This is a genomic window from Jiangella alkaliphila (assembly GCF_900105925.1).
In the GTDB taxonomy this organism is placed as follows: domain Bacteria; phylum Actinomycetota; class Actinomycetes; order Jiangellales; family Jiangellaceae; genus Jiangella; species Jiangella alkaliphila.
On sequence record NZ_LT629791.1, the window covers coordinates 2582229 to 2604140 of the forward strand.

A 21912-nucleotide genomic window follows, 5' to 3' on the forward strand; every position below is an offset into this window, starting at 1 on the left:
GATCCCATGGCTGCCATCACGATGAAAGACATCAACAAGCGTTACGGCGACGGTTTCCACGCGGTCAAGGACGTGAGCCTCGACATCGCCGACGGCGAGTTCGTCATCCTGGTCGGGCCGTCCGGCTGCGGGAAGTCGACGCTGCTGCGGATGATCGTCGGGCTCGAGGACATCAGCAGCGGCGAGCTGCGCATCGGCGACGAGCGGGTCAACGAGAAGGCACCGCGCGACCGCAACCTGTCGATGGTGTTCCAGAACTACGCGCTCTACCCGCACCTCACCGTCTACGAGAACATCGCCTTCCCGCTCCGGCTGGCCAAGACGCCGGACAAGGAGGTCGACGAGCGGGTCCGGCGGGCCTCGGACCTGCTGGAGCTGAACGAGCACCTCGACCGCAAGCCGGCCAACCTCTCCGGCGGCCAGCGCCAGCGCGTCGCCATGGGCCGGGCCATCGTCCGCGAGGCGCAGGCGTTCCTGTTCGACGAGCCGCTGTCCAACCTCGACGCGAAGCTGCGCGGCCAGATGCGCACCGAGATCTCGCGGCTGCAGAAGCGGCTGGGCATCACGACGGTGTACGTCACGCACGACCAGGTCGAGGCCATGACGCTCGGCGACCGCGTCGTCGTGCTGCGCCGCGGCGTCGTGCAGCAGGTCGCCAGCCCGCGCGAGCTGTACGAGAACCCCGTCAACCTGTTCGTCGCCGGGTTCATCGGCTCGCCGCCGATGAACTTCATCTCCGCGACGGTCGTCGGCGATCGCCTGCACACCCCGTTCGGCGAGTGGACGCTGCCGCCGTCGCGCTCGCTCGACCTGAGCGGCCACGACGTCGTGCTGCTGGGCGCCCGGCCGGAGGCGTTCGAGGACGCCTCCGTGGTGTCCGACACCGTCCGCGACCACGGCGTCGTGTTCGACGCGACCATCGACGTCACCGAGTGGCTCGGCAACGAGCAGTACGCCTACGTGCCGTACGAGGCGCCCGAGGACATCCGCAACCGGCTGGCCGACCTGGAACGCGAGCTCGACAGCGAGGCCATGCGCACGCAGCTGGTGGTCTCGCTGGACGCCAGCAGCCGCATCGCCGAGGGGACGCCGGCCAGCCTCTGGCTGGACCTGCGCCGGGTGCACGTCTTCGACCCGGAGTCCGAGACGAACCTCACCGTCCAGGCGATGCAGGAGCGTGGCGAGCAAGCGCCCGACGCGGCGGGCAACGGCGACCAGCCGTCGCCGGCGGCGTCCGAAACCGGGGAGGCCCCGACACTTCCCTGATCCTTCTTCAGGGGTAGATCTCCGGGAATTCTCCTCCATCCGGACGGCCGGGTGGTTGCTAAGGTCGTCAGTTGTGGACGAGACACGCGACCAGCGGGCGATGCGGGCGTCCGACGCCGACCGTGAACAGGTCGCCGACGTCCTGCGTCAGGCGGCCTCCGACGGCCGGCTGAGCCTCACCGAGCTGGAAGATCGTATCGAGGCGCTGTACGCCGCCAAGACGTACGCCGACTTCGAGCCGGTCATCCGCGACCTCCCCGGCGACCTCCCGCTGCCGCCGTCGGCCGTCATCGCGCGCCGGCCCGCCGCGGCGCCGATGCCCGCGCCGTCGGCGTCGTCGCCGGCCCGGGTCGGCGGCGTTCCCACGTCGCGCAGCGCGAAGGTCGTGTTCAGCGGCATCCAGCGCCGCGGCGACTGGGTCGTGCCGCAGCACTACCGCATCAAGGCCGTCTTCGGCGGCGCCGACCTCGACCTGCGCGACGCCTCGCTCGAGGCGGCCGAGGTCGAGATCGACATCAGGGCGGTCTTCGGCGGCGTGAACATCGTCGTGCCGCCCGACATCCGCGTGAGCGTCGACGGCGACGGCATCTTCGGCGCGTTCAACGACGACGCCAGCCACCGCGGCCAGCCGGGCCCGGACGCGCCGCTCGTCCGCATCACCGGCAAGGCCGTCTTCGGCGGGGTCAACGTCCAGCGCAAGGCGGCAGGCGAGAAATGAGCGAGGTCCCCGACCAGCCCAAGCCGGCGCCGGCGCCTGGCGCCGACTTCCCCGACGTCCGCAGCCCGGCCGACCTGCGCTGCTCCGACGTCGACCGCGACCGCGTGGCCGAGGCGCTGCGCCAGGCCGCCGGCGACGGCCGGCTCACGCTCACCGAGCTGGAAGAGCGGCTGGAGGCGACCTTCAAGGCGCGCACCTACGGCGAGCTGCAGCCGATCACCCGCGACCTCCCGCAGGGGCCGTACCCGCTGCCCGGCGGTAACCCGGTGGCGAACTGGCAGCAGGGCCGGCCGGCGGCGGGTCCTGCTCGGGTCGCGCCCGCGGGCGCCCAGCCGCCACTGCCGCCGTCCGACGGCCCGGTCCGGCCGGCCGAGCGCATCACCAGCGTGCTCAGCAACGAGAAGCGCCTGGGCCGGTGGGAGGTGCCCGCCCGCATGGACGTCACGTCGATCCTGGGCGAGGTCGTGCTCGACTTCACCGAGGCCGTCGTGCGCACCCCAGAGGTCGAGATCCAGACCGCGATCGTGCTGGGCAGCCTCACGCTGATCGTGCCCGAGGGCATCGACGTACGACTCGACGAGGGCACGAACATCCTCGGCGAGCGGAAGATGAAGCTGCGCGAGCCGGTCACCCCCGGCGCCCCGGTCTATCGGGTGCGCGGCTTCGTGCTGCTGGGCGAGGTCACCGTGCGCCCGCCGCGCGACAAGCGCCGTTCGCTTCTCGGCCACTGACCAGCGTCACGGGATTCACCGACGTGAGTGATCATTCGCCGGTGAGCGCGTCCAGCCCATTACGCCGGCTGTTGCCGGTGCTCGTGCTGCTTGCCGTCCTCACGCTAGGCGCGTCCGCGTCCGCCGCTACGCCGGCAACCGTTCCCGTGCCGGTCGCGACGTCGGAACCCGCCGATCCCGCCGGTGCCCCCGCCGTCTCGCCGGACGGCGCCGACGACCACGACGGTGACTTCGGCTGGGGCCCGTCGCGCATCGTCTGGGGCGGCTTCGGTTGGCTCGGCCTCGTGCTGGTGACGGCCGTCCTGCTGCGCCGCCAAGCCTCCCGCCGCCGCTGACCAGCCTGAGGTCCGGCCTGGCGCTGCTCCGCTCACCCGAGGCCCCGTGATGGGCGACGTGACGGCCATCGGTCAGCGCCTACTCTCAGCGCCGCCTGACTCCCCGGATCAGAAGGGCACCGCCTCGAGGCGCGGGTCGCCAGCCGGGGCGGGGTGCACCTGGTGCGCATGGTGCTCTGCTGGGGTGCGGATGGGTCCGATGGCTTCGGGTTCGACCGGGTATCGGTGGCCGGCGGGGGTGGTCCACCAGGTGGTGCCGTGTGGGTCGGTGGTGATGGTGAAGCGGTGCCAGGTTTTGGCCTGGTGGTGGCCGGTGTGCAGTGCCCAGGTGTTGTCGGGGGCGGTGGTGCCGCCGTGGGCGTAGGGGGTCTGGTGGTCGATTTCGGCTTCGGTGGCGGTGCGGTGGCAGGTGGGGAACCGGCAGGTGCGGTCGCGGGTGATGACGTGTGCGGCCAGGGCGGCTGGTGGGGTGTAGGTGGTGTGCCCGTATTCGAGTAGGCGGCCGTCGGCGGGGTCGGTGAGCAGCCGGCGCAGGGTGGCGTCGGCGGTGATGCGGCGGGCGGTGGCGGCGGTGATGGGTCCGTATCCGTCGAGCTCGCCGGGCGTGTCGTCGTCGCCGAGCAGCGCGGTGATCGGCATGGTGATGTGCACCGTGGCGGCGCGTCCTCGGCGTCGCCCGAGGACCACCGGTCCGCCAGAACGAGCTGGCCGGGTGGCGTGGTCCGGCGCGGCGGTGTCGCCGTGCCCGGCTGGGCTGACCGGTCGTGCGAGGTGGTCCGGCCCTGAGCTTCCCCCCAAATCGTGGAGGGTTTCCCTTTACGCTGCTTCCAGCATAGCGGAGTTCTCGTAGTCGATGGGCGATTTCATGCCGCACGAACTGTGACGCCGACGACAATTATAGAAATCTACGACCCAGTCGATAATGACGCGTTTCGCTTCGTCGCGGGTCGTAAAGTGGTGCCGCGACAATACCTCGTGTTCCAGGGTGGAGAAGAACGATTCCGCGGCGGCGTTGTCGAAACACGACCCGACCCTTCCCATCGACTGGGTGATCTTCAGATCACGGCAGAGTTCGGTGAAGTCGTGCGCGGTGTAGGTGGACCCGCGGTCGGTGTGGAAGACCACCCCGGCCACGACCCCGCCACGGGCAGCGACGGCCATCTTGATGGTGTCAGCTGCCAGGACGGCATCCGGGTGCGGGCTGGTGGCGTAGCCGAGCAGCCGCCGGGAGAACAGGTCGATCGCCGTGGACAGATACAACTTGCCCTCGTCGGTGGGTATCTCGGTCATGTCGCCGACCCACCGACAGTTCGGTGCTTCGGCGGTGAAGTCACGATTCACCAGATCAGCGAACGGGATCGCCCGCTTATCCGGGCGGGTGGTGTTCTTCCGCCGTTTCTTCGCCCGCGCGACCAGGCTCTGTCGTTTCATCGAATCGGCGACCGTCTTCTCACCCACCGTCCAGCCGGCCTCACGCAGATCGGCGTGAATACGCGGCGATCCGTGCAATTCACGCGACTCGGTGAACGCCTTCTTCACGGCGGCGTCGAGCTCGTCGCGGCGCTGCTGCCTGGGTGTGGGTGGCCGGTCGTGCCACTTGTAGAACCACGACTGCGACACCTCCAACGCCCGGCACGTCACCGCGTGCGGTACCTGGTGGCTGGTCCTCTGGTCGGCGATGAACGCAGCCAGGCTCACCGCGTCGCCTCCTTCACCCACAGGACCACGGATCGCTTGAGCACGTCACGCTCCATCCGCAACTCCGCGACCTCGCTGCGCAACCGGGCCAGCTCGGCCCGATCGTCGCTGGTCAGGCCATCGGCCTCGCCGCGCTCGACCCGGTCCTTCTTCACCCAGTTACGCAGCGTCTCCGACCCGATCCCCAGGTCACGAGCGACCTGCGCGATCGGCTTGTTCGTCTCCCGAACGATCCGAACAGCTCCCTCACGGAACTCCGGATCGAACTTTCGTCTCGTCTCAGGCATCGCCACTCCTTATAGCCGATGCCTCCACACTTCGGGGGGAACCTCAGCCCGGTGGTGTCGCCGTGCCCGGCTGGGCTGGTCGGTCTGTCGGGGGCGGCGGGTCTGCTTGCGGGAGGGTGCTGGATCGGCACGGTGGGGTGGGCGTGGCCTGGCGGGCCGGTGGGGGTGGATCCGTTGAGGCTGTCTGGTTGGCGATCGGTGCCGTGTGCGTCGGGGTCGGGCGGGCGTGCGGGCGAGCTGGCCGGGGGTGCGACGGCGGCGGGGGTGTTGGTGCAGGTGGGGTTGCAGCAGCCGAGGTGGCCGGTGTCCAGCGCGGTCCAGGCCAGGCCGGTGAGCAGGTCGAAGCGGAGTTGGTCGAGGGTGCGCTGGTCGCCGCTGGTGCGGGTGTGGCGGGCGGCGGCGTCGGTGGCGACCCACAGCGCGGTCAGGTCCTCAGCCGGCCCGCACAGGGTGAGGGTGGCCATGCCGTCGTCGCCGCCGGGCGCGGCCGGCTCGGGCCGGGACACGTAGCGGCGGTCGGCGGCTCGGGTGCGGCGGGTTTCCGCGGCGGCGGGGTCGGCGGCGATGACCTCGCGACGCAGCCGCTGGTCCAGCGCCCAGCGGGTGCGGGTGGCGGCGTCGGGCAGCACGGTGGCCTCGACCCGCCGCCGCAGTGCGGGGTCGGTGAGGCAGCGGGTGCGCTCGGCGATCAGCCGTGCCTTGTCCGCGTCGATCAGGCCTGTCGCGAGGGCGGTGAAGGTGTCGGGGAGGTCCTCGAGCAGTTCGACGGCGAGCGCGACCCGCCCGGTCGCACGGCCCGGCGTCCACCGCAATGCCAGCGACACCTCGTCACCGGCGGCCTCGACCGCCCGATGCACATGCCCGCCAGACAGCTCGTCAGGGGCGCCGCAGCGCTGGTAGGGCGGCCGGGCGGCCAGCTCGGCGAACACCCGCAACAGTGCGGCCTCCTCGTGGGCGAGTTGACGTTGCCGCGCCAGCGCCACCACGATCAGCTCGTGCGGGGACAGCCGGGTGAGGTCGACCCGGGCGAGCAGGGCCGCCAGCTCGGCACCCGGTGGTGCGGTGGCCAGCCGGTCGATCGGATCGGACATCACCCATCACCTTCTCGTCCACGATGCGGCGCCCCTGTGTGAAGGGCGCGTGTCACCCCGTGGGCCCGGTCGGGCTGGGATGGACGACCGCAGGCACACTGACCGGCCTGCGACCGTGGACGAGGTGAGAGCACCTGGCGTGATGCCCTGCTTCAACGCCCGGGAACCCACTGCTACCGCTCCCGGTGACGGCTCGAACAACTGAAGATGATCTTATCGAACAGGTGTCCGGCCCGCAACTCGGAGTCCAGGGCCGCCGGCAGGCCGGCGAGCGTGTCTCGACCCGCGCCTAGCGACGCAGGGCCGAGTTCGCTGTCGCGGTCGCAACGAGACACCTACGCCGCAGTTGCGGGTCTATACTGTCCGATGTGCCGCAGTTTCGGATCGCTGACGCCGCTCGCCTCTTGGGGGTGAGCGACGACTCGTTGCGACGGTGGGCCGACGCCGGGCGGTTGCGGCTCGACCGCGACGACGCCGGGCGCATGGTCGTCGACGGTGTCGAGCTGGCGCGGGTGGCGCGCGAGATCGGCCCCGACGAGGCGGCACTGCCCACGCCGCGGGAGTCCGCGCGCAACCACTTCCCCGGCATCGTCATCTCGGTGAAGAAGGACGGAGTGATGGCTCAGGTGGAGATCCAGGCAGGTCCGCACCGTGTCGTGTCGCTGATGAGCCGCGAGGCCGCCGACGAGCTCGGGCTGGACGTCGGTGTCGCGGCCATCGCGTCGGTCAAGGCCACCACCGTCGTCGTCGACCTGCCGGCGGCCCGGGCATGAGGCGGGCCCGGCTCGCACTCGCGGTCGCGGCGGCCGCGCTGCTCACCATCGCCTGCGGGGGCGACGACGGCGACGACTCGGCGGCCCCGTCCGGCGAGGCGACGCAGGAGACCACCGAGCCGGCCGACGACGCGCCCGCCGGGACGGTGACGGTGCTCGCGGCGGCGTCGCTGACGGAGTCGTTCGAGACGCTGGCCGACCAGCTCGGCGACGAGTACCCCGACCTCGAGATCGTCTACTCGTTCGGCCCCAGCTCCGGCCTGGTCGAGCAGCTGCTGTCCGGCGCGCCCGCCGACGTCCTCGCGACGGCCGACACGAACACGATGGACGACGCGGTCGCCGGCGGGGTCGTCGACGGCGAGCCGCGGATCTTCGCCCGCAACACGCTGGCCCTCGCGGTCCCGGCGGGCAACCCGGGCAACGTCACCGGCCTCGCCGACTTGGCGAACGAGGAGCTGCGGGTCGCGATCTGCGAGCCGCAGGTCCCGTGCGGCGGCGCGGCCCAGCGCCTCCTCGACGCCGCCGGGGTGGTGGCGGCGCCGGACACCCTGACCACGGACGTGAAGGAGGCGGCGTCGCTGATCGCGCTGGGTGAGGCCGACGCGGCGCTGATCTACCTGACCGACGCCGCGGCCGAGGGCGATGCCGTCGAGGTCGTTCCGGTCCCCGAGTCGGACGACGTGGTCAACGACTACCCGGTCGCCGTGCTGACGGACGCGCCGAACCCGGAGGGCGCCCAGGCGGTCGTCGACGCGATCACCGGCGAGCCGGGCCAGACGATCCTCGGCGAGGCTGGTTTCCTGGAACCGTGAGCCGCTCCCGTCGGACCGACGACCTGCGGGTTCCGGCGGGGCTGCTGATCCCCGCGGCGCTCGGCGTCGCGATCCTGGTCCTGCCGATGGTGGGCCTGATCGCGCGGGCGCCGTGGGGAGACCTGCCGTCCATCCTCTCCTCCGACGAGGTCCTGACGGCGCTGCGGTTGTCGCTGGTCACGGCCACGATCGCGACCGGGGTGGCGCTGGTGTGCGGGGTTCCGGTCGCGTGGCTGCTGGCCCGGACGGCCCTGCCCGGCCGGTCGGTGCTGCGCGGCCTGGTGACGGTGCCGCTGGTGCTGCCGCCGGTGGTCGGCGGCGTCGCACTGCTCATGGTGTTCGGCCGGCGCGGGCTGGTCGGCGGCTGGCTCTACGACACGTTCGGGATCAGCCTGCCGTTCACCACCGAGGCGGTCGTGCTGGCGCAGGTGTTCGTCGCGATGCCGTTCCTCATCGTCGCGGTCGAGGGGGCGCTGCGCACCGCCGACCGCCGCTACGACGACGTCGCGGCCACGCTCGGCGCCACCTCCTGGACGACGTTCCGCCGGGTCACGCTGCCGGCCGTCGCGCCGGGCGTGCTGGCCGGGGCGGTGCTGTGCTGGGCGCGGGCGCTCGGCGAGTTCGGCGCGACAGTGACGTTCGCCGGCAGCTTCCCCGGCACCACCCGCACGCTGCCGCTGGAGGCGTACGTCGCGATCAACGCCGGCGACAGCGACGTCGCCATCGTGCTGAGCCTGCTGATGATCGCCGTGTCGGTGACGGTCCTGATCGGGCTGCGCGACCGCTGGATCGGGGCCACATGAGCCTCTACGCCGACCTCGCGCTGCGCCGCGGCGACCTCGAGCTGCACGCCGGGCTCGCCGTGGCGCCCGGCGAGGTGGTGGCGCTGCTCGGCCCGAACGGCGCGGGCAAGTCGACCGCACTGCAGCTGCTGGCCGGGATCCTGCCGCTGGACGCCGGCCGGATCGAGCTGGACGGCGTCACGCTCGACGACCCCGCCGCGGGTGTGCACGTCCGGCCGCGCGACCGCCGCGTCGGCATGGTCGTCCAGGACTACCTGCTGTTCCCGAAGATGAGCGTGCTGGAGAACGTCGCGTTCGGGCTGCGCTCGCGCGGCCTGCACCGCGACCGCGCGCGAGCGGAGGCCCGCGACTGGCTCGGCCGCATGGGGCTGGCCGAGTACGAGCGGCGGCGTCCGGGCGAGCTCTCCGGCGGCCAGGCGCAGCGGGTCGCGCTGGCCCGCGCGCTGATCGTCGAGCCGCGGCTGCTGCTGCTCGACGAGCCGCTGGCCGCGCTCGACGCCGGCACCCGCCCGGCGGTCCGGGCCGAGCTGCGCCGCCACCTCGCCGGCTACGAGGGCTGCACGCTCGTCGTCACCCATGACCCATTGGAGGCGATGGTGCTCGGCGACCGCGTCGTCGTGCTGGAGCGCGGCCGCGTCGTCCAGCACGGCGCGCCGGCCGAGGTCGCGCGGCGGCCGCGCACCGACTACGTGGCCCGCCTGGTCGGCCTGAACCTGCTGACGGGCACTGCGACGGGCCGCAGCGCCGAGCTGCCGTCCGGCGCCGTCGTCGCGCTGGCCCACGACGCGAGCGGGCCGGTGCACATCGCGTTCTCGCCGGTCGCTGTGACGCTGAGCCCGCGCCGGCCGGAGGGCTCGGCCCGCAACGCCTGGCCGCTGGTCATCGTCGACCTCGAGGCGCACGGCGACCTCGTTCGGGTGACGGCGGACGGCGCGGTGCCGGTGCTCGCGGACGTCACGCCACTGGCCGTCGCGGATCTCGGCCTGGAGCCGGGCGGCGAGGTGTGGGCGTCGGTCAAGGCCAGCGAGATCAGCGTCTATCCCGCGTGACACCATGCTGGGGTGGCAACCTCGACCCGCGGCAACCCCTCGCTGGGCGACATCCTGCGCAGCGTCGGCGTGCTGGCCGGCGTCATCGCCGCGATCGCGCTCGTGTTCAACCTGCTCAACGACTCCGAGCCGCGGCTGCCCGACCCCGTCGACTACGAGCCGGCGCTCGCCGTCGCCCGTGAGGAGTTCGGCTACGACGTGCTCGCGCCCGAGCCGGTCCCGGACGGCTGGCGCGCCACCAGCGTCGACTTCGCGCAGGAGGCGAGTGGCGACCTCTGGCGGCTCGGTTTCCTCATCGACGGCGAGCAGTTCATCGGCCTGGAACAGACCGACGGCGAGATCGAGAGCTACCGCGAGGACAGGCTGGCCGACTTCGCCCCCGACGGCGAGAGCACCATCGACGGCGCCGGCTGGGAGCGCCTCCTCGAGGACGACGACCAGCCCGACCGCGTCCTGGTGCGCATCGACGGCGGCGCGCTGACGATCGTGCGCGGCACCGTCTCCTACGAGCGACTCGAGGAGTTCGTGCGGCTGCTGCGCTGATCGTCACAGCGGGCGGTCTGTACGCACCTTCGGTGGTGTGGCGGGCAACGACGGCAGCGGGCCGACCAGGCGGGCACTGACCGGCCTGCTCGACGCCTGGCTCGACCTCGACCGGCGCGGGGCGGAGGCGCTGGCCCAGGCTCGCGCCGACGCCATGGACGTCGCTCGGGCCGCCGGCGGTGCGCGCGTCGGCGGGGCGGCTGCCGCCGGGCAGGTGGTCGAGCACGCCGACGCCGGCGTGGCCGTCGCCGAGCGCGAGCTGGCCGGGCTCGCCGCCGTACTGGCCGACGAGTGCCGGGCGCTGGTGCAGCTGCTCACCGGCGTCGCCGGATCTGTCGCGCCGGTCGGCCTGGGTTCGGGGCCGGACGCCATCGTCGAGGCGTTCCCCGCGGGCGACGGCCGCGCCTACGTCGCCGACCTGGTCGCCGACGCCGCCGTCGACGAGCGGCAGCCGTCCGAGGCGGCCGAGCGGGCGCCGGCTGTCAACGCGATCCCGCTCTCGGTGGCCGCCGGGCTACGCGCGGCCTTCGACGAGTCCGTGCGCGAGGACGTCCTGGCCATGGTCTGCCATCCCCGCGGCCACGCCGTCCAGCTGCACGGTCCGGACGTCTCCGACGAGGCGTTGATGGCCCGAGTGAGCTGGAAGAAGGACCCGATGGGTCGCACGGACACGAAGAACTCCTGGCGCCGCGACCCCGACGACGGCACGGTCCACTCCAAGCACGGCATCGGCCATGTCGCCGGGAGGTTCACCACCGTGGAAGCGCTGGCCAAGCCGCTCCAGGCGCTGCTCGCCCACACCGGCGGCACCATCGAGAGCCTGCACGATCATCTGGATCGTCACTATCCTGACGGCCTCGCGCTCATCTTCGTCGCAGCGGAGGACGCCAGGTTGGTGCCGGGCGACGCGACCGGGTTCCGGGGTGCGGGCACCTCGACCGCGAGGATGGCACAACACTGGACGCACGCGCGGCGCGACTCCATGGCGAACGGCGGCGGACCGATGCCGATCGTCCGCACTGACCAGATCGCCGACAACGACCGTCCAGGGGCTGCGATGATTCTCCGGAAGATCGACGGAGAGTGGGTACTCATCACCTGCTTTCCCGAGAGTGCCCAGGGCAACGACTTCACCCGAATGGGAGCCGAGGCGTGACCGAGCGGACCGCGAACTTCAGGCGCTGGTACGGCAACTGGTTTGTCGGTGTTGACAGCTATCCCGACAGCTACACCGAAGGCTGCGAGTCGGTCGCGCAGTGGGAGAGCGATCCGGACCGGACCGACAGCTTCGCCGCCTTCAAGGAGGAGTTGGCGGCGCATGTCCGCGACTCGTCACTGAGGCCGAAGGGCGAGAGTGAGGACCAGTGGCTCAACGACGAATGGTTGCGCAACCTCTGGTACGACCTCTTCGGGCCCGACCCGGCGCCGGGCGACCCGTACCCCGTCCCGCCCGAGGAGTGGGGGCACCCGCGCGAGACGCCGTACCTCGAGTACGCCGTCGGGGACGAGGCCGACAGCACCGAGGCCGAGCGGGCCTGGCTGGCCCAGCGCGGCCTGACGCACGCCGAGATCCGGCGCGGCTACTCATGGCGCCTGCGTCCGCCTGAGGACTATCGCGACCGGCTTGCCCGGCTCACCGCCGAGGGCAAGCGTACGTCGTACGAGGGCGAGGTGTAGTCAGCCCTCGGCGTCGGTCGTGCCGGCCGCGCTCGCGGCGTCGAGCTTGGCGCGGGCGCCGTCGAGGTAGCGCTCGCACAGGGCGGCCAGCTCTTCACCGCGCTGCCACAGGGCCAGCGACTCCTCCAGCGTGGTGCCGCCGGCCTCGAGCTTCGCGACGATCTGGATGAGCTCGTCGCGGGCCTGTTCGTAGGTGGGTTCGGCGGCCTGCATGGGAAGCCAACCTACCGGATCTCGGCGGCGATCTCGCCGCCCGCGACCAGCAGCCGCACGTGGTCGCCGGTCGCGACGTCGGCGGGTTGCCGCACGACGGTGCCGTCGTCCTTCTGCACGACGGCGTAGCCGCGCTCCAGCGTCGCGGCGGGGGAGAGCGCCCGGATGCGGGCCTGGGTGTGGTCGACCTCGACGGCGGCGCGGTCGAGCGCGTGCCGGACCGTGCGCCGGGCTCGTTGCACGAGGGCGTCCAGCTCAGACGCGCGCAGCCGCAGGCCGTGCTGCGGGTCGGCCAGCGCGGGACGGGACCGCAGCGACTCCAGGCCGTGCCGCTCGCGGTCGAGCCGGTGCCTGACGGCGGAGCGGATGCGCTCGCGGGCGCGCCGGATCCGCTCGGCCTCCTCCAGGACGTCGGGCACCACCCGCTTGGCCGCGTCGGTCGGCGTCGACGCGCGGACGTCGGCCACCAGGTCCAGTAGCGGCGTGTCGGCCTCGTGCCCGATCGCGCTGACCACCGGCGTCGCGGCCGCGGCGACCGCGCGCACCAGCGCCTCGTCGGAGAACGGCAGCAGGTCCTCGACCGACCCGCCGCCGCGGGCGATGATGACGACGTCGACCTCCGGGTCGCGGTCGAGCACCCGCAGCGCGTCCATGACCTGGCTGACGGCGTTCAGCCCCTGCACGGCGACCGGCTCGACCCGGAACCGGACGCCGGGCCAGCGCCGCCGGGCGTTCTCGAGCACGTCGTGCTCGGCCTTGGAGTCGCGCCCGCAGATCAGCCCGACCACGCGCGGCAGGAACGGCAGCGGCCGCTTGCGCGCGTCGGCGAAGACGCCCTCGGTGGCCAGGATCTTCCGCAGCCGCTCGATACGGGCCAGCAGGTCGCCCAGCCCGACGGTGCGTAGCTGGTCGGCGGCCAGCGACAGCGTCCCGCGGGTGAAGTACCAGGACGGTTTCGCGTGCACGACGACGCGGGCGCCGTCGGCCAGCGGGGCGTCCAGCGTGTCCAGCAGCCCGACCGGGCAGGTCACCGTCACCGACACCTCGGCGTGCGGGTCGCGCAGCGTGAGGAACGCCGTCGACGTGCCCGGACGGCGGGAGTACTGCGCCACCTGCCCCTCGACCCAGACCGGGCCGAGCCGGGCCACCCACTGGCCGATCAGCTGCGAGATGACGCGGACCGGGGCGGGCTTCTCCGGGGATGTGTCGAGGGCCACGATGGGCACCGTACCCGGTGGGACCGACGGTCGCGGCACCTACCATGGGAGACATGACTGCTGATGGCCGAGTCCTGCTCGCCGCACCCCGGGGCTACTGCGCGGGCGTCGACCGCGCCGTGGTCACGGTCGAGAAGGCGCTGGACCACTACGGCCCGCCGGTCTACGTCCGCAAGCAGATCGTGCACAACAAGCATGTCGTCGAGACGCTCGAGCAGCGCGGCGCGATCTTCGTCGAGGAGCTGTCCGAGGTGCCCGAGGGTGCGCTGGTCGTGTTCTCCGCGCACGGCGTGTCGCCCATGGTGCACACCGAGGCCGCCGACCGCGGCCTGCGCACCATCGACGCGACGTGCCCGCTGGTCACCAAGGTGCACAACGAGGCCCGCCGATTCGCCAAGGACGACCTCGACATCGTGCTCATCGGCCACAACGGGCACGAGGAGGTCGAGGGCACCGCGGGCGAGGCGCCCGAGCACATCCAGCTGGTCGAGAGCCCCGCCGACGTCGACAAGGTGCAGGTCCGCGACCCGTCCCGGGTGGTGTGGCTGTCGCAGACCACGCTGTCGGTCGACGAGACCTACGAGACCGTGGGCAAGCTGCGCGAACGGTTCCCGGCGCTGATCAGCCCGCCCAGCGACGACATCTGCTACGCCACGCAGAACCGTCAGGTCGCGGTCAAGGAGATCGCCGCCGAGGCAGAGCTGGTGCTGGTGGTCGGCTCGGCCAACTCCTCCAACTCGGTGCGGCTGGTCGAGGTCGCCCTCGACGCCGGAGCCGACGCGTCCTACCGCATCGACAACGCGTCCGAGATCGACGAGGGCTGGCTCTCCGGCGTCTCGACGGTCGGCGTGACCAGCGGCGCGTCGGTCCCCGAAGAGCTGGTGGCCGACGTCGTCGCATGGCTGGGGGAGCGCGGCTTCCCCACTGTCGAGGAGCACCGCACCACCGAGGAGTCGCTGATCTTCTCGCTGCCGCGCGAGCTGCGCCGCGACCTCAAGGCGTCGGCGGCGCCGTCGGCCGACTGACCCCGTCAGTCGCTCTTGGGCTTGTCCTTGTCGGCCTTGCTGCCGCCGAGCGCGCCGACCAGCAGGATCAGCCCCCAGATGCCGAGCGGCCAGACCGGCCAGAAGTTCTGCGCCTCATTCGACGCGATGCTGCTGATGCCCCAGATGCCGATCATGATAACCGCCGCGCCGGCCCACGCCTGCCACTCGTCGAGGTACTCGCGCCACTCGCGCTTCTTCCGCTCCTCGACGACCTTCTGCTGCTTCTCCTCGGCCTGACGCCGCTCGCGCTGCAACGGCTGCGGCAGGTCGGCGGTGAGGCGGTCCAGCTCGCCGTAGGTGCGCGCCTCCCACACCGCCTGGAGGCGGCGCTCGTACTCGTCGTTGTCGAGCCGGCCCTCCCCGAAGGCGTCGCGCAGATCCTCGGCGACCAGGTCCCGATCGACGTCGCTCGCCCTCTGTTCCGGCCGCCGCGCGGGCAGATCGCTCATCTCGGCCTCTCCCTTCGCGTGTGCGAGCAAGAATACGACCGACGGCGGGCCGGACCGGTCACGTGGAACGCCCGCGGCGGACTTCCGGCCCACGCGGCGGGACCTTGGTCCCTGGCCGCCCCGGTGCCGGGTGTGGAACCTGAAGGGTGTGGACGCGATCGCCCCGGCCGACCCGGCCGGCCTCGAGACCCTGGGCCGCTCGGACTGCTACATGCTGCTGCGGACGGTGCCGATCGGCCGCATCGTCTTCACCGAGGCCGCGCTGCCGGCGATCCAGCCGGTGAACTTCGTCCTCGACGGCGACGACGTGATCATCCGGACCGGCATGGGCTCGAAGCTGGCCGCCGCGACGCGGTCCGCGGTCGTGGCGTTCGAGGCGGACCAGTACGACGAGGACGCGCTGGCCGGCTGGTCGGTGGTGCTGGTCGGCCGGGCCGAGGCGGTCGCTGACGACGCCGAGCGGCGGCGCCTGGCCCGGCTCGGGCTGACGCCGTGGGCGCTGGGGGACCGGCCGCACTACATCCGCGTCCGGCCCGAGATCGTCCGCGGCCGCCGGATCCGCCGTCCGGCCACGCTCTGACCTGTCCGTTTCGCCGGAGTGAGGACCAACGTCCCGCCCTCTGGCGACCTTGGGCAGCAGCGCCCAGGAACCCCGCCGCGATGGACTGGAGTCAGCGCCGGAGAAGCCGGCGAGACTCCAGAAAGGGCGGAACGATGACCACGTCCAGCAGCCATGACGTGCCGATCAGGAGCACCGGGCCTGACGTCGCCGAGCCCGCCGCCGTCGGCATCGGAACCCCCGACGTCCGTCCTGTCGCGCTCCAGTACGTCCTGGGCCTCCTGCGACTGGCGCTCGGCTGGACCTTCCTGTGGGCGTTCCTGGACAAGACGTTCGGCCTCGGCTATTCGACCCCGAGCGAGAGCGCCTGGATCGACGGCGGCAGCCCCACCACCGGCTATCTGTCCGGCGTCGAGGGTCCGTTCGAGGACGTCTTCAACGACCTCGCCGGCACCACCTGGGTGGACTGGCTGTTCATGATCGGCCTGCTCGGGATCGGGCTGGCACTGATCCTGGGCATCGGGATGCGGATCGCCGCGGTCGCCGGTGTGCTGATGCTCGCCATGATGTACCTGGCGTCGCTGCCGCTGGACACCAACCCGTTCCTCGATGAGCACCTCACCGAGGCGCTCATGCTGATCGTGCTGGCGCTGACCTCCTCGGGCCGGTACCTCGGGCTGGGCCGCCTCTGGGAGCGGATCCCCCTCGTTCAGAAGCACCGCTGGCTCGTCTGAGCCGCCGGCCGTCACGTCCGCGCCGGGTCCCGCTGAGGGCTCGGTGCGGACTCATGTCATGGCCCCGGCGGACGGCCGCCGCCGTGACGTGGTCCTGACAACCGGTCACGGCCCCCTTGGCAGACCACAACGCTTCTGCTAACTTTCTTTCCAATTCGATTCGAGGTCATTCCGGCGCAATGTTCCGAAGGCTGTGAATCAGCCGATTCACCAGCCGCGTCGGCGAGTCATCCCCCTAGTCACCGATGCGCGCAGGCCTGCGTGCGCCCTCGTGGAGGTGATGTGTCACCGCGAGCCGATCGCGGGATCCGAGGCACTGTCACGGACACCTCTCGCAAGGAGTCAGCCCATGAAGACTCGATGGCGTACCGCGGTGGCGTATGGCGCCGCCGCAGGTCTGCTGGTCACGAGCGTCGCAGCGGCGTTCGCGGGCCAGGCACCGGAAGGGGCCGGCGATCCGGTCGCGGCGTCGGATCCGGCGCCGCAGGTGCGCGCCGCCGCCGCGGCCGAGAACGGCTACCGCAACGTCGGCTACTTCACCCAATGGGGAATCTACGGCCGCGACTTCCTGGTCCAGGATCTCGACCTCAGCGGCGCGGCGTCAGACCTCACCCACATCAACTACGCGTTCGCGAACATCCACCCGGACACGCTCACCTGTTTCGAGGCCAACCGGCCGAACGGGCCGAAGGACTCGCCGGCCGAAGGCGACTACGCCGGTGACGCCTGGGCCGACTACGGCCGCGGGTTCGCCGCCGGCGACTCCGTCGACGGGGTCGGTGATACCTGGGACCAGCCGCTGGCCGGGAACTTCAACCAGATCAAGGAACTGAAGGCGAAGTACCCGCACCTCAAGGCGCTGGTCTCGATCGGCGGCTGGACCTGGTCGCGGCACTTCTCCCGGGCCGCCGCCACGCCCGAGAGCCGGCAGCGGTTCGTGTCGTCCTGTATCGACACCTTCCTGCGCGGCAACCTGCCGGTGATCGACGGACGGGGCGGGCCGGGCTCGGCCGCCGGCGTCTTCGACGGGTTCGACATCGACTGGGAGTGGCCCGGCGTGCCGGAGGAGCTTCAGCACCCCGGCAACCACTGGTCGCCGAACGACAAGGAGAACTTCACCGCGCTGCTGGCCGAGTTCCGCCGTCAGCTCGACGCGCTGGGCGGCCAGACCGGCGAGACGTACGAACTGAGTGCCTTCCTGCCGGCCAACCCCGTCCTCATCGACGCGGGCTGGGACGTCACCCAGATCTTCGACTACCTCGACTTCGGCAACGTGCAGGGCTACGACCTGCACGGCACCTGGCGGCCGGACCTTGCCGGTCACCAGGCCAACACCAACGACGACCCGGCGAACCCGCTCCCGGACGGCCAGCGGTTCAGCGTCGACGCGGCGATGAGCTACTACGTCGACCGTGGCGTGCCGCCGGCGCAGCTCACCATGGGCATCCCGCTGTACGGCCGTGGCTGGACCGGGGTCACGGACGGCGGGACACACGGAGCGTGGCAGCCGGCGACGGGCGCGGCGCCGGGCGAGTTCCCCGAGGAGCCGGGGACCGACCGCTACCGCAACCTGCGCGGCGGCCAGATCTACCACGACGAGGACGTCCTGGCGTCGTGGTCGTACGACGGCACCGAGTTCTGGTCCTTCGACGACCCGTGGCTGGTGGACAAGAAGGCCGACTACGTCACCGCCGGCGGCTTCGGCGGCGCGATGTGGTGGGACCTCGCCGGCGACTATCAGAACGAGCTGGTCGGCCTGATGGGGTCGCGGCTGGCGACCGGCGGCGATCCGGGCGGCGGCGACGAGAACGGCGACGTCTCCGGTGGTGACGTGTCTGGCGGCGACGAGTCAGGCGGCGACGTGACCGGCGGCGACGACGGCGGGCCGGGCGACTGCACGGCGCCGGCCTGGAGCGCGTCCACGGTCTACGTCGGCGGCAACCAGGTGTCGCACAACGGGCACCACTGGACCGCGCGGCACTGGACCCAGGGCGACACGCCCGCGGCCAGCGAGTGGGGTCCGTGGCGCGACGACGGAGCGTGCTCCGGTGAGGGCGGCACGACGGGCAACGCGTCCGGCTCGGACGACGGCACCGACGTGGGCACGGCGACCGGCACGGAGACCGGAGGCGACAACGGGGGGCCGACGACGGCATGCACGGCGCCGGCCTGGAACGCCTCCACCGTCTACGTCGGCGGCAACCAGGTCTCGCACGGTGGCCACCACTGGACCGCCCGGCACTGGACCCAGGGCGACACGCCCGCACCCAGCGAGTGGGGACCCTGGCGCGACGACGGCCCCTGCTCCGGTGGCACGGACACCGGGACAGATACCGGCTCGGACACGGGCACCGACACCGGCACCGACACGGGGGCCGAGGCCGGCTCCGACACCGGCACCGAGGACGGCGATCCCGGCGACCCGGGCGATCCCGGTGACCGCTGGCTGACCGGCTACTGGCACAACTTCAACAACGGCTCGACCGTGCTGCGGGTGTCGCAGGTGCCGGCGGCGTACAACCTGCTGGCCATCGCGTTCGCCGACAACCTGGCGGGCACCCCGGGCGGCATCACGTTCAACCTCGACTCCGGCGGGCTCGGCGGCTACACCGTCGCCCAGTTCAAGGCCGACGTCGCCGCCCGGCAGGCCGCCGGCGGCACCGTCGTCATCTCGGTCGGCGGCCAGAACGGCAACGTCAGCGTCACCAACGCGACCGAGGCGGCCAACTTCGCGCAGAGCACCCACGCGCTGATGCAGGAGTACGGCTTCGACGGCGTCGACATCGACCTGGAGCACGGGATCAACGCGACGTACATGGAGCAGGCGCTACGGCAACTGCGCAACCTGGCCGGGCCGGGGCTGATCATCACCATGGCGCCGCAGACGATCGACTTCCAGGCGCCGACGTTCGAGTACTACAAGCTGGCGCTGGCGATCCGGGACATCCTCACGATCGTCAACATGCAGTACTACAACTCCGGCACGATGCTGGGTTGCAACCAGCAGGTCTACGCCCAGGGCACGGTCGACTTCCTGACCGCGCTCGCCTGTATCCAGCTCGAGGCCGGACTGGCGCCGCACCAGGTCGGGCTCGGCCTGCCGGCGACCTCGCAGGCCGCTGGCGGCGGCTACCAGTCGCCGTCGAACGTCACGGCCGCCCTGGACTGCCTGGCGACCGCGACACGGTGCGGCAGCTTCGTCCCGTCAGATCCCTGGGGACCGATCGGCGGGGCGATGACCTGGTCGGTCAACTGGGACGCGACGAACGGCTACCAGTTCGCGAACACGCTGGGCGCCTATCTCGGGACCGGCTGACCCGGTCACGGGATGGGTGAGCGTCTGCTGTCGCTATAGCCACACCAGACGCTCACCCATCGCCGTCGCCGGTGGCTCTCACCTCACAGGCTCGGCTCGGCGCCCAGTCGAGCGAGAAGATGCTCGACGCTGTCATGGTGTCGGCCGTCATCAGCGCGGTCAGCTCGCGCCCGTCGAGCGGGGCGAACTCGATGCGCGGTCCGCCGGCGGTGGCCGACTCCCAACTGCCGCGCGCGGTCAGCTTGAGCTCGTCGGCGTAGGCGGGCGAGGTGAAGTGGGTGAGAACCGCCAGGACGACGCTGCCGTCGCTGATGTCGATGGCCGCACCCGTGCAGCGCAGCCGCAACCGGCCGGCGTCGAGCTCGGCGACAAGGCGGCGGCCGTGTTCACTGTGGAAGACCCAGTCGGGGTGCGCGGCGACTGGCTGGTCGGCGGCCCGCGACAACTCCTCCTCGTCGAAGAACTCCTCCAGGATCTCCTTGAGCACGTTGTACGTGACCAGCCCGAACCGACTGCGCGACCAGCCGAGCACGTTTGGCTCGAGCCCGAACACAGGGGCGACGGCGTACATACCGCGCGGGGTGACGACGCGGTCGGACCGGCGTTGGAGCGCAACCTCGCGGCCACCGTCGGCGTGCTCGAAGACGCAGGCGGCGGTCGCGGAGATCACGACCGGGCGCAGCGGACCGGCGACGGCCTCGTCGAAGCCGCGGAACGTGCCGAGCAGCAGTGGCTTGTCGCCGTCGGCGGCGTCGGACTCGTGCAGGATCCGGTCGCCGACGAACCGGTCGTCGCGGTCGACGACCAGCGGCAGTAGGGCCGGCACGCGCGTCGTCGTGGTGCGGACGAGCTGGTCGGACAGGTCGTTCGCGCGGAAGATCTCGAGCAGGTGCGCCGTATGCCGGACCGGGTCGGCGGCCTGCTCGAGCCGCTGGCGCAGCCGTCCCGTCCGGCGGGCGGCCACGCGCGACTTGACGTACGAGTAGCCCTCGTCGCCGGCGATGCCGAGGACCACGCCGAGCAGGATCAGCGCGACCTCACCCATGCCGCTGCCCGTCCTCCGCCCGCGCCTCGGCCCGCCGTCGAGTCTCAGCCGTCGGTGCCGCTGCGCCGCCGCCGGGAGCCGCCGCCGGGGCCCTTGCCCGGGCCGATGCCGAACCGTGGATCGACCTGGATGTCCTCGAGCGCGATGAGGGCGTCGTCGACCATCTCAGGGGCTTGGAGCTGCCGGGCGGCCCGTTCGACCTGCGGCGGGGCCTCGATCTCTTCGTCGACCACCTTGAGGTCGGCCATCTTGCGGGCGCTGACCAGGACCCGGCTCTCCAGTGAGCTGACGCCGTCGTTGTAGGCCTTGACCGCGCCGTCGAGCTGGCGGCCGAGTCGGCCGAGGTGACCGCCCATGGTGGACAGGCGCGAGTGCAGCTCGCGGCCGAGCGTGAGCACCTCCTGCGCGTTCTGCGCCAGCGCCTCCTGCCGCCAGGTGTAGCCGACCGTCCGCAACAGCGCGACCAGCGTCGACGGCGTCGCGATGACGACGTTGCGCTCGAAGGCGTGCTCGAACAGCGTGGGGTCCTGCTCCATGGCGGCGTTCAGGAACACGTCGGACGGCACGAACATGACCACGAACTCGGGCGTCGGGGCGAACTGCTCCCAGTACTGCTTGCCGGCCAGCTGGTCGATGTGCGTCTTGAGGTGCCGGGCGTGCGCCGCCAGCCGCTTGTCGCGCGTCGCATCGTCGCGGGCCTCCATCGCCTCGAGGTAGCCGTTGAACGACACCTTCGCGTCGACGACCACCTTCTTGCCGCCCGCGAGGCTGACGACGAGGTCGGGCCGGAGCTTGCCGTCGGAGGTGTCGGCGCTGGCCTGCTCGGCGAAGTCGACGTGCTCGACCATGCCGGCCGCCTCGACCACCCGGCGCAGCTGCAGCTCGCCCCACCGGCCGCGCACCTGAGGCGCCCGCAACGCCGTGACCAGCTGCTGGGTCTCGACGCGCAGCTGCTCGGAGCTTTTGCCCATGGTCTCGAGCGTGGTTCGTATCTCGCCGTATGCCGTCGCGCGCGCCTTCTCCAGCTGGTTGGCGTGGTCGGTGACCTTCTCGAGCTGGTCGTTCAGCGGCTTGACCATGGCCTCGACGGCCAGGCGGCGGTGTTCGAGCTCGGTCTTCACCCGCTCTTCGGAGCCCTTGAACTGCTCGGTGGCCAGCTCGAGGAACTCGGCGCGGTTCTGTCGCAGCGCGTCGGCGGACAGCCGCTGGAACTCCTGCGTCAGCCGCTCCTGCTCGGCGCGGAGCATGGCCAGCTTCTCCTCGCCGCTCGTGCGTGCGTGGGACAGCTCGGTCTCCAGCCTGGACTGCTCGGCCTGGGCGTCGAGCATGCGCTCGCGGTCGACCTCACGCTCGCTCTGCAGGTCCTGCCGCTCGCGCCGGACGGTGTCGAGCTCGGCTCGCGCGGCGTCGCGCTCGGCGGCCACCGTGGCGGCGAGGCCGGCCGTGCGGACGCGGACGAGCAGTGCGCCCACGACGCCGCCCAGAAGCAGGGCGACGAGGGCGGCGAGGACGGTGGAGACGTTCATGGGGGCTACTTTGCCGGGGACCTC

24 protein-coding genes are annotated in these 21912 nt (G+C 71.9%); 15 read left to right on the forward strand and 9 right to left on the reverse strand.

Annotated features, from left to right (window positions below; all coding sequences use genetic code 11):
* Window positions 1-6: 6 nt before the first annotated feature.
* The 4 genes from BLV05_RS12055 to BLV05_RS35750 all read left to right on the forward strand — a co-directional run bounded on the left by BLV05_RS12055 (window position 7) and on the right by BLV05_RS35750 (window position 3050).
* Window positions 7-1266: an ABC transporter ATP-binding protein gene (locus BLV05_RS12055; protein WP_046768499.1), complete on the forward strand. Its 1260-nt coding sequence runs from the start codon at window positions 7-9 to the stop codon at window positions 1264-1266.
* Between the two features lie 73 nt (window positions 1267-1339).
* On the forward strand, window positions 1340-1984 hold the full coding sequence (locus BLV05_RS12060) for a DUF1707 SHOCT-like domain-containing protein (protein ID WP_082155187.1): 645 nt from the start codon (window positions 1340-1342) through the stop codon (window positions 1982-1984).
* Window positions 1981-2715 carry a DUF1707 SHOCT-like domain-containing protein gene (locus BLV05_RS12065; protein ID WP_046768498.1) on the forward strand — a complete coding sequence of 245 codons (735 nt, stop codon included), beginning with the start codon at window positions 1981-1983 and terminating at the stop codon, window positions 2713-2715. The genes BLV05_RS12060 and BLV05_RS12065 overlap by 4 nt, the downstream gene beginning before the upstream one ends.
* A gap of 41 nt (window positions 2716-2756) precedes the next feature.
* Window positions 2757-3050: a hypothetical protein gene (locus tag BLV05_RS35750; RefSeq protein ID WP_152690717.1), complete on the forward strand. Its 294-nt coding sequence runs from the start codon at window positions 2757-2759 to the stop codon at window positions 3048-3050.
* Window positions 3051-3158: 108 nt separating this feature from the next.
* Here the strand turns inward: BLV05_RS35750 and BLV05_RS12075 are convergent, their stop codons facing one another.
* The 4 genes from BLV05_RS12075 to BLV05_RS36980 all read right to left on the reverse strand — a co-directional run bounded on the left by BLV05_RS12075 (window position 3159) and on the right by BLV05_RS36980 (window position 6126).
* A complete protein-coding gene (locus tag BLV05_RS12075) occupies window positions 3159-3737 on the reverse strand; it encodes an HNH endonuclease (protein WP_269149048.1) in 579 nt (192 codons plus the stop codon).
* A gap of 129 nt (window positions 3738-3866) precedes the next feature.
* Window positions 3867-4748: an IS3 family transposase gene (locus tag BLV05_RS12080; RefSeq protein WP_083421307.1), complete on the reverse strand. Its 882-nt coding sequence runs from the start codon at window positions 4746-4748 to the stop codon at window positions 3867-3869.
* Window positions 4745-4981: a transposase gene (locus BLV05_RS36975; RefSeq protein ID WP_231948848.1), complete on the reverse strand. Its 237-nt coding sequence runs from the start codon at window positions 4979-4981 to the stop codon at window positions 4745-4747. Before BLV05_RS36975 ends, BLV05_RS12080 begins: the two co-directional genes overlap by 4 nt.
* Complete coding sequence (locus BLV05_RS36980) at window positions 4900-6126, reverse strand: DUF222 domain-containing protein (protein ID WP_083421309.1); 1227 nt, start codon at window positions 6124-6126, stop codon at window positions 4900-4902. The genes BLV05_RS36975 and BLV05_RS36980 overlap by 82 nt, the downstream gene beginning before the upstream one ends.
* A 368-nt stretch (window positions 6127-6494) precedes the next feature.
* Here BLV05_RS36980 and BLV05_RS12095 point away from each other — a divergent pair, with 368 nt between their 5' ends.
* From BLV05_RS12095 to BLV05_RS12125, 7 genes are read left to right on the forward strand one after another with little or no spacing between them, the layout of a single operon-like run.
* Window positions 6495-6899: a TOBE domain-containing protein gene (locus BLV05_RS12095; RefSeq protein WP_046769160.1), complete on the forward strand. Its 405-nt coding sequence runs from the start codon at window positions 6495-6497 to the stop codon at window positions 6897-6899.
* Window positions 6896-7711 carry a molybdate ABC transporter substrate-binding protein gene (gene modA / locus BLV05_RS12100; protein WP_046769159.1) on the forward strand — a complete coding sequence of 272 codons (816 nt, stop codon included), beginning with the start codon at window positions 6896-6898 and terminating at the stop codon, window positions 7709-7711. The genes BLV05_RS12095 and modA overlap by 4 nt, the downstream gene beginning before the upstream one ends.
* Window positions 7708-8514, forward strand: coding sequence for an ABC transporter permease (locus tag BLV05_RS12105; RefSeq protein WP_046769158.1), 807 nt, complete (start codon window positions 7708-7710; stop codon window positions 8512-8514). The genes modA and BLV05_RS12105 overlap by 4 nt, the downstream gene beginning before the upstream one ends.
* Complete coding sequence (locus BLV05_RS12110) at window positions 8511-9563, forward strand: ABC transporter ATP-binding protein (protein ID WP_046769157.1); 1053 nt, start codon at window positions 8511-8513, stop codon at window positions 9561-9563. The genes BLV05_RS12105 and BLV05_RS12110 overlap by 4 nt, the downstream gene beginning before the upstream one ends.
* 12 nt (window positions 9564-9575) lie before the next feature.
* The gene (locus BLV05_RS12115) at window positions 9576-10106 is read left to right on the forward strand and encodes a DUF4245 domain-containing protein (RefSeq protein ID WP_046769156.1); all 531 of its coding nucleotides are present in this window, start codon (window positions 9576-9578) and stop codon (window positions 10104-10106) included.
* Between the two features lie 37 nt (window positions 10107-10143).
* Window positions 10144-11262 carry a hypothetical protein gene (locus BLV05_RS12120; protein ID WP_046769155.1) on the forward strand — a complete coding sequence of 373 codons (1119 nt, stop codon included), beginning with the start codon at window positions 10144-10146 and terminating at the stop codon, window positions 11260-11262.
* Window positions 11259-11783: a hypothetical protein gene (locus BLV05_RS12125; protein ID WP_046769154.1), complete on the forward strand. Its 525-nt coding sequence runs from the start codon at window positions 11259-11261 to the stop codon at window positions 11781-11783. The genes BLV05_RS12120 and BLV05_RS12125 overlap by 4 nt, the downstream gene beginning before the upstream one ends.
* Here BLV05_RS12125 and BLV05_RS12130 read toward each other — a convergent pair whose 3' ends face one another.
* Both BLV05_RS12130 and xseA read right to left on the reverse strand, forming a co-directional pair.
* A complete protein-coding gene (locus BLV05_RS12130) occupies window positions 11784-11996 on the reverse strand; it encodes an exodeoxyribonuclease VII small subunit (RefSeq protein WP_046769153.1) in 213 nt (70 codons plus the stop codon).
* Between the two features lie 11 nt (window positions 11997-12007).
* Window positions 12008-13213, reverse strand: a complete 1206-nt coding sequence (gene xseA, locus BLV05_RS12135) for an exodeoxyribonuclease VII large subunit (protein ID WP_046769186.1) — start codon at window positions 13211-13213, stop codon at window positions 12008-12010.
* A gap of 53 nt (window positions 13214-13266) precedes the next feature.
* On the opposite strand from xseA, the gene BLV05_RS12140 reads away from it, so the two are divergent.
* Window positions 13267-14238: a 4-hydroxy-3-methylbut-2-enyl diphosphate reductase gene (locus BLV05_RS12140; protein ID WP_201777978.1), complete on the forward strand. Its 972-nt coding sequence runs from the start codon at window positions 13267-13269 to the stop codon at window positions 14236-14238.
* A 5-nt stretch (window positions 14239-14243) separates the two neighbouring features.
* On the opposite strand, the gene BLV05_RS12145 is transcribed toward BLV05_RS12140, so the two are convergent.
* Complete coding sequence (locus tag BLV05_RS12145; RefSeq protein WP_046769185.1) at window positions 14244-14708, reverse strand: DUF1707 SHOCT-like domain-containing protein; 465 nt, start codon at window positions 14706-14708, stop codon at window positions 14244-14246.
* A 148-nt stretch (window positions 14709-14856) separates the two neighbouring features.
* Between BLV05_RS12145 and BLV05_RS12150 the strand changes: the two genes are divergently transcribed.
* The 3 genes from BLV05_RS12150 to BLV05_RS36985 all read left to right on the forward strand — a co-directional run bounded on the left by BLV05_RS12150 (window position 14857) and on the right by BLV05_RS36985 (window position 19317).
* Window positions 14857-15288, forward strand: coding sequence for a pyridoxamine 5'-phosphate oxidase family protein (locus tag BLV05_RS12150; RefSeq protein ID WP_197683622.1), 432 nt, complete (start codon window positions 14857-14859; stop codon window positions 15286-15288).
* 134 nt (window positions 15289-15422) lie between these two features.
* Entirely contained in the window at window positions 15423-16001 is a 579-nt protein-coding gene (locus BLV05_RS12155; RefSeq protein ID WP_082155268.1) for a DoxX family membrane protein, read from the forward strand.
* Between the two features lie 349 nt (window positions 16002-16350).
* The gene (locus BLV05_RS36985) at window positions 16351-19317 is read left to right on the forward strand and encodes a glycosyl hydrolase family 18 protein (RefSeq protein WP_082155267.1); all 2967 of its coding nucleotides are present in this window, start codon (window positions 16351-16353) and stop codon (window positions 19315-19317) included.
* A 52-nt stretch (window positions 19318-19369) separates the two neighbouring features.
* Here the strand turns inward: BLV05_RS36985 and BLV05_RS12170 are convergent, their stop codons facing one another.
* Together BLV05_RS12170 and rmuC are read right to left on the reverse strand one after the other, a co-directional pair.
* Complete coding sequence (locus BLV05_RS12170) at window positions 19370-20362, reverse strand: hypothetical protein (protein WP_046769151.1); 993 nt, start codon at window positions 20360-20362, stop codon at window positions 19370-19372.
* A gap of 44 nt (window positions 20363-20406) precedes the next feature.
* A complete protein-coding gene (gene rmuC, locus BLV05_RS12175) occupies window positions 20407-21888 on the reverse strand; it encodes a DNA recombination protein RmuC (RefSeq protein WP_063932555.1) in 1482 nt (493 codons plus the stop codon).
* Between the last annotated feature and the right edge of the window lie 24 nt (window positions 21889-21912).